Annotated in this window: 12 protein-coding genes and 1 pseudogene; 4 read left to right on the top strand and 9 right to left on the bottom strand. The window is 60.7% G+C overall.

The annotated features are described in order from the left end of the window. On the bottom strand, positions 1–239 hold a 239-nt coding region (locus BT264_RS36610; RefSeq protein ID WP_143156768.1), incomplete at its 3' end, for a transposase. 905 nt (positions 240–1,144) lie between these two features. Beyond that, complete coding sequence (locus BT264_RS36600) at positions 1,145–1,480, bottom strand: transposase (protein WP_256260777.1); 336 nt, start codon at positions 1,478–1,480, stop codon at positions 1,145–1,147. Positions 1,481–1,538: 58 nt separating this feature from the next. On the opposite strand from BT264_RS36600, the gene BT264_RS37710 reads away from it, so the two are divergent. From BT264_RS37710 to BT264_RS36590, 3 genes and pseudogenes are all read left to right on the top strand, one after another. Continuing rightward, positions 1,539–1,775: a hypothetical protein gene (locus tag BT264_RS37710; protein ID WP_083534463.1), complete on the top strand. Its 237-nt coding sequence runs from the start codon at positions 1,539–1,541 to the stop codon at positions 1,773–1,775. Next, positions 1,759–2,028, top strand: coding sequence for a helix-turn-helix domain-containing protein (locus BT264_RS36595; protein ID WP_256260776.1), 270 nt, complete (start codon positions 1,759–1,761; stop codon positions 2,026–2,028). Before BT264_RS37710 ends, BT264_RS36595 begins: the two co-directional genes overlap by 17 nt. A 43-nt stretch (positions 2,029–2,071) precedes the next feature. Beyond that, positions 2,072–2,263: pseudogene (locus BT264_RS36590) on the top strand (transposase); the annotation flags it as partial. A gap of 268 nt (positions 2,264–2,531) precedes the next feature. On the opposite strand, the gene BT264_RS36585 reads toward BT264_RS36590, so the two are convergent. The 6 genes from BT264_RS36585 to BT264_RS36560 all read right to left on the bottom strand — a co-directional run bounded on the left by BT264_RS36585 (position 2,532) and on the right by BT264_RS36560 (position 8,712). Further along, a complete protein-coding gene (locus BT264_RS36585; protein ID WP_256260775.1) occupies positions 2,532–2,888 on the bottom strand; it encodes a hypothetical protein in 357 nt (118 codons plus the stop codon). A 555-nt stretch (positions 2,889–3,443) separates the two neighbouring features. Further along, entirely contained in the window at positions 3,444–5,024 is a 1,581-nt protein-coding gene (locus tag BT264_RS36580; RefSeq protein ID WP_218173373.1) for a UbiD family decarboxylase, read from the bottom strand. Next, positions 4,982–5,407 (bottom strand): DoxX family protein, encoded by a 426-nt coding sequence (locus tag BT264_RS36575; protein WP_072445424.1) that lies wholly within the window; start codon positions 5,405–5,407, stop codon positions 4,982–4,984. The genes BT264_RS36580 and BT264_RS36575 overlap by 43 nt, the downstream gene beginning before the upstream one ends. 59 nt (positions 5,408–5,466) lie before the next feature. Continuing rightward, positions 5,467–6,492 (bottom strand): hydroxyacid dehydrogenase, encoded by a 1,026-nt coding sequence (locus tag BT264_RS36570; protein WP_072445423.1) that lies wholly within the window; start codon positions 6,490–6,492, stop codon positions 5,467–5,469. After that, positions 6,489–7,373, bottom strand: coding sequence for a TauD/TfdA dioxygenase family protein (locus BT264_RS36565; protein ID WP_072445422.1), 885 nt, complete (start codon positions 7,371–7,373; stop codon positions 6,489–6,491). The genes BT264_RS36570 and BT264_RS36565 overlap by 4 nt, the downstream gene beginning before the upstream one ends. Positions 7,374–7,398: 25 nt before the next feature. After that, positions 7,399–8,712 (bottom strand): aminotransferase class I/II-fold pyridoxal phosphate-dependent enzyme, encoded by a 1,314-nt coding sequence (locus tag BT264_RS36560; RefSeq protein WP_083534459.1) that lies wholly within the window; start codon positions 8,710–8,712, stop codon positions 7,399–7,401. 289 nt (positions 8,713–9,001) lie between these two features. Between BT264_RS36560 and BT264_RS40400 the strand changes: the two genes are divergently transcribed. Next, positions 9,002–9,289 carry a LysR family transcriptional regulator gene (locus BT264_RS40400; protein ID WP_083534455.1) on the top strand — a complete coding sequence of 96 codons (288 nt, stop codon included), beginning with the start codon at positions 9,002–9,004 and terminating at the stop codon, positions 9,287–9,289. Between the two features lie 36 nt (positions 9,290–9,325). Here BT264_RS40400 and BT264_RS38925 read toward each other — a convergent pair. Beyond that, a partial coding sequence (locus tag BT264_RS38925; protein ID WP_143156766.1) for a transposase occupies positions 9,326–9,499 on the bottom strand: 174 nt, incomplete at its 5' end.

The raw sequence follows: 9,499 nt of genomic DNA, 5'->3' as shown, positions 1-9,499 counted from the left end.
GCGTCTTCCAGACCTTCGTCCGACAGGCCGTACCACTGCTGCAGAAAGTAGATTCGGAGCATCCGCTCCAGGCCAATCGGCGGACGGCCCCGCTTGCCCTTCGGGTAGTACGGCTCGATCGCCGACAGCAAGCGCGGCCACGGTACGACCTTCTCCATCTCCGCCAGGAAGCGCTGACGTTTGGTCACTCGCTTCTTGCCTGCACTTTCCGCTTCTGCAAAGCTGATCTGCCGCTTCATCACTATGAGTCCGTTCCGTGAGCTTCCTTCTACAACGTCCTCGGCGACGTCAGCGATGACCGCCGAACCTGATTAATCAGCGTTTCCTTAGGGCGCGACATTTTTTGCCAGGCTTTACTGGAAGGCAATTTTACAAATTTAAACAATTGACATCTTTATAGCGAAGCCAAAATCGGACATTGGACTCGATATTTTTATTGAGAATTGGCGACAAATCGGCCTGGATCGCTACCTCTTAGTGCCCCATTAACCCATCTGATTGCATCGGCAACCAACTTGACGAGGACTTGGAAGCAAATAAATTGTGACTGCAAAAATTTAATCTTTTAAAAATATCTCAAGCAGCGGACGTGACGCAGGTGCAATTTATCGACGGTCCGAGCAATTTTCCGAATAAGACTTTTGCTCGGATTTCATTTCATGTCCTTGAATTTTTGCAGAAATCGTGCATTTAGATTGAAGTGTGCCGTGTCGTTTATACGCAACCCATAATGCGCGGCACGGAAAATATTATGGGAGCGTTATCTTAAGTATTGGGTAAATGTTTAAGATAGGTTCCGCGACACGGCTATGGTGTTCTTGCCGAGTTCATGTGACCGCGTGGCACAGTTGCGCGGTTCATTGGCCCGGTCGGGCAATTCATACCTCCACTGTCAAACTGTGCCCTCTTGCCGAGGAGAACCGACTTGCTAAGCCCTCACGAATTTGCGGCCCTGATGGTCATCGATCGTGCGCACGACGCCGAGTGGACGAATCTAAGTTCCGACACGCTCGCAACACTGGTTGAGCGGCAGCTAGTCTATCTAAAGCAACACGATGCGGGACGCGCTGCCCCGGTTCTTACCGACGGCGGTCGTTTGCTGCTGCGGGCGTTACTGACAAGTTCATCAAATAGTGCGTGATACTTAAGCGGCGTAACGGACATGTTTCTCGTTGAACAGGTTACGAATCACGTTAGGTTCCTTCTGCCGACGATGCAGATGGCTCCGGACGTTCCGGATCATGTCCGCTTTGTTGGTCGGACGGCTCTTGCCGAGCGCGTTGGTTTTCACGTCCTGATTCAGCAATTCATCCGGGTTCAACTCGGAACAGTAGCCGGGCAGCCGGATCAGGCACAAGCGATCGGCGTACTCGGCGACGAACTGCTTGATAGCAACAGACCGGTGAACCGGATGACCATCGACGATCAGGTAGATCTTCCGGGTAGCCCGCTTGAACAGGCGCTGAGCTTGCCCCCGCAAAACGAATTCCTTGCTGAGCGTTTAAACTCAAGCAAGGAGAGTCAAGAAGACGAGCAAGATGACGCGGGCGCGCTACACGCTCGAATTCAAGCTGGAAGCGGTTCGGCTGGTCAAAGCCGGCCAGAGCGTTGCGGCGGCGCCGACGCCGCTGCGCTGTCATTGCTGCGGTGGCCCGCTGCCGCAGCTGGTGCGAACCGGCTTCGTGCGCCGCCGTGGTTCTCGTCGTGCCTATCCCGAAGGAGAGCCCTTCGGCCGTCGCATAGATCGTGGAGATCCCGATGACGATTCCGGTTGAACTCGAGGCGAAAATCCTGCGTCTGTATCACGCCGAGAAGTGGCCGTGCGGCACCATCGCGAAGCAGTTGCACGTGCACCGCGAGACGGTGCAGCGGGTGCTCGTCAATGCCGGCCTGCCGCGATACGGTCCGACGCCGAAGCCCTCGATGATTGAGCCGTACCTGCCGTTCATCGTAAGCACCCGGCAATGTCACCTTGAACCTGCGGATGACGAAAGCGACGATTGTGTCGGTAATCCTCCCGTCCAGTAAGCGGGATCAGAAGTAGAATTTCCAGCAAAGGGAGTTCTACGCAATGAAGAAGTCGAAGTTCACGGATAGCCAGATCATGGAAGCGCTCAAGCGGGGGGAAGCTGGTGTGGCGGTGCCGGAGATTTGTCGGGAGCTGGGCATCAGCACGGCGACCTTCTACAACTGGCGCGGCAAGTACGGCGGGATGGACGTGCCGCTGATGGCCAAGATGAAGGAGCTGGAACCTTCGCATCGTTCGACGGCCACAAGACCTCATGCGGTGCAGTGCTGATCACGTCCCTCCCTACGTCTGGACGAACGTAGGCTCACCACACAAGCGCCGACCGCCTGTTCCGATCACAAATGACAACGGGGCCGAGGCACTGGAGAACGAGTCCGCCAAGGTCCTGAACCCACCCACCGTCTTTAATCGTTTTATCACGCGCTACGAATAGTCGCGGAAAAGCCAACACGAGATACCGGCGAGAGTTAGTGACGCGGCAAGCCTTGATGCCAAGGGCCGTTCACTGATCGACAGGCTGCGCGAACTCGTCGGCGTCACAGAAGAAATCTCGTTGGCCAGGTGGCGATGGCGTCGGCCGGCGCGCTGTGCGCGGTCGGGTATGCCCTGCCCGCTTCAGCGTGCGCGCGACGGTCCGCAATTGCGCCCAAAGGTGGTCTGCGTCCTCGGCCGACAAAGTATCGGCGGCAACATCCAATGCAGCGACGATAGCGTCGAATTGCTCTGGGGCGCGGGCGAGTACCGGTAATGCTCGCGCGCGCGCCAAGTCTTCTTGATAGACGTCCATCCAACAAGCGAGCATCCTGTGCTCGTCGCGGGTAAGTGCATCGAGCAGCGCGGCCGGCACTGGGTCGTCCACGCGGAAAGATCCGATGACGTGACGTCCACCGCGGCCTCCCTGACTGCCCTCCCGCGCACGCCCTGCCGCTGCGTGCCGGCTCGAGGACTCGATGCGCACCAACTTGATTTGGCGACCCTGTTTGCGAATCAGCATTGGAGTTTGTCTGGCTCACACAATCACCGCAGCACGATAGCGCAAACTTCTGTCACGATCGACTACGCCAAACGCTCGGCGAAGCGCACCTCGGCACGGCTTCGCGGTGATGCTTGACGATCCACGAATATATCGGGACTGCTTGATTACCGTCGTGCGCACGAGTGGATTCATCGACCGGTTCGCACATCGGGAACGCCACGAGAATCGTCGACCTGAACGCCGATTAATAGAGATACAGTAATTCGCCGAGAAATCGAATAGCGTTCCGCCGATGTCATTCGCGTGCTTTCGTGAGCGCCGCGTCGCGAGGTTCAACTTGGTCGTCAAAATCAGCAACGTGAGTGGTGGGCCGATTTTCAGGTTGGCCGCTCGCGCCGGTGATGCCGACTACCACGCGCCGCACGGGTGCGTGCGCGCTCATGCTTCACCCGCGCCATCCACGGTGTCGAAACGCTCGACACTGGCCGGCTCGCCTGGCAGCCCGAGTTCGCGCCAGCGTTCGGCAACCTGCTGGTAGACTGATTCGCGCAGCAGTGTGCGGCGCGGGAAGGTCTTAAGGTGGCGGTAGTCCTTGCAGGCGTTGATGAGGGCTTTGGAGCCGTACAGCCGCTTCTCGGGCGGGTTCTGCGAGGGATCGAGCGGCGAGCCGCGTGTGTTGCGCAGGATGTCGATGTCGTCGGCCGGATTGGTGCGCGTGCCCATGGCCCACAGCACCTGATCCATGTCGGTCGGGTCGACGTCGTCGTCCACGGCGATGATCCATTTCGTGACGTAGGCGCCGCCGGGCACCTGAGCCGCGAGCGAGAGCGCCTGTGCAGCGTGGCCCGCGTAACGCTGTTCGAGACTGATGACGACCAGGGCGAACGCGCCGGCCGCGGCCGGATGCGCATAGACGCCCTTGATACCCTGAATGCCGAGCTTGTCGAGATCGGCCCAGATCTTCGCGGAGCGGATGGTCGAGAAGAATGCGCTCTGTTCGTTCGACGGATAGTCGGCCATCAGCGCATTGGTCAGGATCGGACGGTGGCGGAAATGCAGCGCCGTCACCTCGATCAGCGGGCAGTCGATGTCCTTGGTACCGTAGTAGCCCGTGAATTCGCCGAACGGACCTTCCTCCTTCGTCGCGCCGGGATAGATCAGTCCTTCCATGACGATCTCGGCCGCGGCTGGCACCAGAAGGTCGGATTGCGTCGCGCGAACCACGTCAATGGCACGACCCTTGATGCCGCCCGCAAAGCCATATTCCGAAACGCCCGGAGGCAGCGATTGCGAGCCCGCCACCATCAGCAGCGGATCGACGCCCCATGCCGCCGCGACCGGCAGCGCCTCGCCGCGTGCCCAGGCCTGGTGGATATGGCGTAGCGCGTCCTTGCCGGGCGCCAGCGAAAGGCCGACCTGGCGCGGCCCCTGGATCATCATCCGGTAGGTGCCGACGTTCAGGTAGCCCGATTCGAGATCGCGCGTGATGACGGCGTCGGCCGTGCCCGCGTAGCGGCCGCCGTCGCGCGGCCAGTGCTGCGGGATCGGTAGCTTCGAGAGATCGATGTCGGCGCCGTACAGGCTGTTCTGGTAGAGCGGCGCCTCGGCGGTCGTCCCTTCGCGCGGGTCGATCGCAACGCGCAGCTTGTCCTTGGTGCGGCGGATCAGTTCCAGCGTGGGCGTGGCCGGGTCTTCCTCGAGCGTGATCGCGGTGCGCGCGACGCTGGGTCCGAACAGGTTCCAGAGATGGCGAAGACCGTAGGGCTTCGCGTCGGTGTCGAACAGCACGGCGGGCGAGGTTTCGGTCTTCGCGAGCAGATAGGTGATCGCGCTCATTTCCTCGCGCGCGTCGATGGCGGCGTCGATCCGTTGCAACTCGCCGATGCGCTCGACGCGGGCCAGCCAGTCGCGCAGGTCGGCGATCGGTCCGGTGTTGTCAGTCATGCGGGACTCCGTATTCTTTGGGAGAGGTAGCCTTACTTGCCGTCGATCGAGTATTTGCCCGGCCCCAGCGCGCACAGGAACAGGAAGCCGGCCGAGATGCTGATGTTCTTGAAGAAGTGGACGAAGAAGGCGTGGTGCTCGGCCGGATTCGTCGAATTCCAGAACGCGTGGCCGATGATGCCGGTGCCGATCGTGTATACGGCGAACAGTGCAGCGAGCGGGCGCGTCCAGAAACCGAACAGCAGCACGAGGCCACCGAAGAATTCGATGACGGTCGCGACGATCGCCGTGCATTTGGGCACCGGTGCATGGACCGAGCGCAGGTAGGCGAGCACCGTGGCGTGATCGGTCAGGTACGTCCAGCCGAAATAGAGGTAGATCGCGAGGATCATGATCCGCGCGAGCAGGATCATGGCGTCGCGCTGGTTCTCCAGGAAGTGGTAGCGAAGCGTTGTCATTGTTGTGCTCCTGTGCTTGGGTAAAGCGCCGGTCCGGCAGTCCGCCGGACCGGCACGTGTCAGACTGTCGCCAGCGTGGCAACGGCGTTGCGATTGACGGCGTTGTCCAGTTGCGGCCCGCCGTCGAATACGCTCAGCGCGTTGACGACTGCGAGGTGCGCCATGCGTTCGACTGCCTCGCGCGTGACGCCCGCCAGATGCGGCGAGCAGATCACGTTCGACATCTCCAGCAATGGGTTGCCGGGCACGGGCGGCTCGGGCAAGAACACGTCGATGGCCGCGCCGGCGAGATGTCCATTCGTCAGCCTCTCGGCCAGCGCGCTTTCGTCGACGATGCCGCCGCGCGCCGTGTTGATGAGGAACGCGCCATGCCGGAACCGGGCCAGGCGTGCTGCGTCGATCAGGTCGATCGTCTCGCTCGTCTTCGGGCAGTGCAGCGTGACAAACTCGGCGCTCGGCAATGCCGCATCGAGATCGTCGACCGGGTCGACACCGGCCGCGAGCAGCGCGTCGTGGGCTACATACGGGTCATAGACGCGCACGCGCATACCGAAGGCCTGGCACAGCTGCGCGACGCGCGAGCCGATCCTGCCGAATCCGACGATCAGCACCTCACTGCCGCGCACTTCGCCCGGCAGATAGCGATAGCGTTCGTGCCAGCGGTTCATCCGCACCAGCGCGTCCAGTTCGTGCACGCGCTTGGCGAGCGCGAGCATGGACGACAACGTGTGCTCGGCGACTGTGTCGCAGTTCGCGCCGGTGCCGATCATGACCGGGATGCCGGCCGCGCTCATGGCCGGCACGTCCACCGCGTCGTAGCCGACGCCGATCCGCGACACCACCTGCAGGCTCTTGGCGGCTGTTAGTTCGGCGCGACCGAAGGCGGTCGATCCGAGGATCACGCCATGCACGGCCGGCTGGGCGGACAGCAGGGCGCGAAACGCATCCTGCCCGATCGTGTTGGCGAACTCGATCACTTCGACATCCTCGCGAGCGGCGAGGATGTCCTTGCCCGTCTGGCCGAGAATGTGCGCAACCAACAGCCGTTTCTTGCCGCCGTCGGCGTTTGCCCAGGAAGCCGTCATGCCGTCATCTCCTCTTCCTGCGTGCAGAAGAATCCGCCGTCGTTGATGCCGATCCGGTGCATGATGCGTTCCGTCTCGCGCGGCAGATCGGTCGCGCAGTGGATAACCGAGCGGTTATCCCAGATCAGCAGATCGTTCGCTTCCCAGTGGTAGGCGAAGATCTGCATGGGTCGCAGCACGTGCGCGAAGATCTCGTCGAGCAACGCGCGACTGTCTTCGTCCGAATACCCCTCGATATGCGTCGTGTAGCCGGGGCTCAAGTAGAGCGTTTCGCGGCCAGTGTGGCAATGACGCACGATGGTCGGATGCGAGACGGCCGGGAAGGTCGTGGCGAGGCGCTGGAAGATCTCCTGCACCGATTCCCCGAGATCGCTCTGCCTAACCTTGTAGGTCCAGCGCACGTCGTGCTTCGCCTGACGACCCTCAATGCGCTCACGCAGACGCACCGGCAGCGTGCGCAGAGCCTCCTGCATGTCGACGAACAGCGTGTCGCCCTGGCCCCCGCGGCCCGGCACGCGCTGCGCATGCAGGAAGGTGAGTGGCAGCGGTTCGGTCAGATATGAGGAGTCGCTGTGCCACATGTTGCCGAGCTTGCGCGCGCCCACCGATTGCCCGGTGGCGCCCCCGTTCCGATTATCGATCACGAGGATGTTCGGGTAGTCGGGGTCGTGATAGTTCTTGAGCCGGAACTGTTCGGGTTCGCCGAAGTGCCGACCGAAACTCAGATACGCGTCGCGATTCACCCGCTGGTTCTTCAACGCGACGACCTTGCGTGAATACGTCAGCTCGCGGATCGCGGCGATTTCGCGGTCCGTCGCCGCGGCGATGTCGAAATTGACGATTGCCGTCGCGAACGATTGACCCAGATCGATTTTTTTCATGTGAATGCTCCCGAAACGGACCGCGTCAGACGAGCGCCGGTGCGGCTTCGCTCGAACCCGCGATGGCCACGCCGTTGGCCTCCGCCGTCTCCTCGCTTTCGGCCGCGCGCAGCAGGGCGGACAGTTCGCGGATGTCGTCTGGTTCGTGTGCGGCTGTGACAGCCATGCGTAGTGCAGCCTCGCCACGCGGTACGGTCGGGAAGAACACCACCGAGGCGTAGTGGCCGCGTTCGAGCAGATATTCGCCTGTTGCGATCGCGCGCTCCTCGTTGCCGATGCGGTAGATGCGGATCGGCAACTGGCTGCCGATCGTCTCGGTCGGGATCACGTGGTCGAATAGCGCGAGGTTCTGCTGCAGCGAACGTTGCAGCATGCCGAGTTCCTCGCTCATGTGGATCTCCGCCGAGGCCAGCGCCGCGCCCACCGAAGCCATACTCGGCGCGCACGAGAAACCATAGGTTGGCGCATAACGGCGCACCGCGGTTTCGATGTCGCGTGAGCCGAGCATCAACATGCCACCTACTGCGCCGTAGCCTTTGCCGAGTGAGGCCGCGATGATCGTGCGGTGATCGAGTTCGCATAGTTGCGAGCGAACGAAACCTTCGCCGCACTTGCCGACGACCGAGATGCCGTGTGCGTCGTCGAGATAGACGAACAAGCCGTACTTGTCCTGCAGCGCGCGCAGTTCGCGCATAGGTGCAGCGCCCCCCATCGAGTAGACGCCGTCGCCGACATAGGCGACCAGCGGATGGCTCTGGCACAGACGTTCGAGCTGTTTGAGATCGTTGTGCTCGATCACGATCACGTCGGTTTCCTCACGCAGCACGGGGATGTGATATTGCAGTGTGACGTGAGCGAAGCGGTCGAACACGATCAGTGGCTTGGCGCCACCTGTGAACAGGCCCGCCGCGAGCAGCGGCAGCGCGCCCATGTTGGCGGCTGCAACCGTCGGGAACACCACCACGCCGTTGACCTGGAACAGGTTCGACAGCGTGCTTTCGAGACGGGCCAGCGGCTCCGCCGACAGGCGTGTGCGCGCCACCGAGAAGTGCACCGACTTGATCTCGTCGGCTGCGGCGCGCGCGGCAGCGAGCACGCGCGGATGGCTGTCGAGGTTCAGATAGCCACAACGCGTGTAGTCGACCACCTGCTGCCCGGTGGTTGCGATTTCTATGCGGCGATAATCGCCCACGCGGCACGATACGCCCATCAATCCTTTCTCATACGCCGCGTTGAAATGCGGTCCGCTGATTTCCGCCATTCTTGCTGCATTACGTGCCCTCGGCTTAGCCAACGTACCGACGTCAATATCATCGTGACGATTATTGAGATAGTCCATTATTATATTCGTTGGTTGAAGATGTGCTGCTTACAGATGAATTTACGGCAGAGATACGGCGCGAAGCATCGTAAGAAGCCGGTTTCCCGGAAAATGACATCTTGCGTGCTACGATATGAGAAATTGTCATGGGTGGAGTTTCAGCGTGCTGATTCGATGGTTTAATGATCCAAGTGACATATTTCTGACCTGCAAAAAATGAGGATATGTCAGCAGCCGGCTAATAGCGCTCGAATCGACGACGCCGAAGACCCGGTCCTCTACCGGTATCCCTACACGGTGCGATCCAATGACGGAAAAACTTCCGTCACTGAATGGTCTGAAAGTATTTGAATGTGTGGTGCGTCATATGAGTTTCACGAAGGCGGCCTCCGAATCGAACGTCACGCAAGCGGCGGTTAGCTATCAGATGCGGCATCTCGAGGATGGGCTGGGAATCCGCCTGTTTCGCCGCTTTAAGGCATTTCATTACACACAAGTTAGGGAAACACTGATTAATAGGCCATCCCGCAAGGTTGTCGATGGCACTGGTGCGGAATTTGCGGATGCGGAAGTGAAGCGCCGCCAACTCGGTTGAATTTGACCCGGATGTGCACCTCATTTCTCGCATCCTTCACCCACATGACGGACTGCTCCCATGAACCGAGCGCAACCGGTTTCGCGCGATCACCAGGTTCGCCAAGGCGAACAGACTGAACAGTTGCGCCGTGTTCTTGAGCAGTCCCTTGTAGCGCACCTTGCGATGACGGAACAGGTTCTTGACGATATGAAACGGATGCTCGACTCG

The sequence above is a fragment of the Burkholderia sp. NFPP32 genome (assembly GCF_900119325.1).
GTDB classification, from domain to species: Bacteria; Pseudomonadota; Gammaproteobacteria; order Burkholderiales; family Burkholderiaceae; genus Burkholderia; species Burkholderia pyrrocinia_C.
The sequence above is the reverse complement of the archived record's forward strand: the minus strand, read 5'-3'. Positions and strand labels throughout refer to the sequence as shown.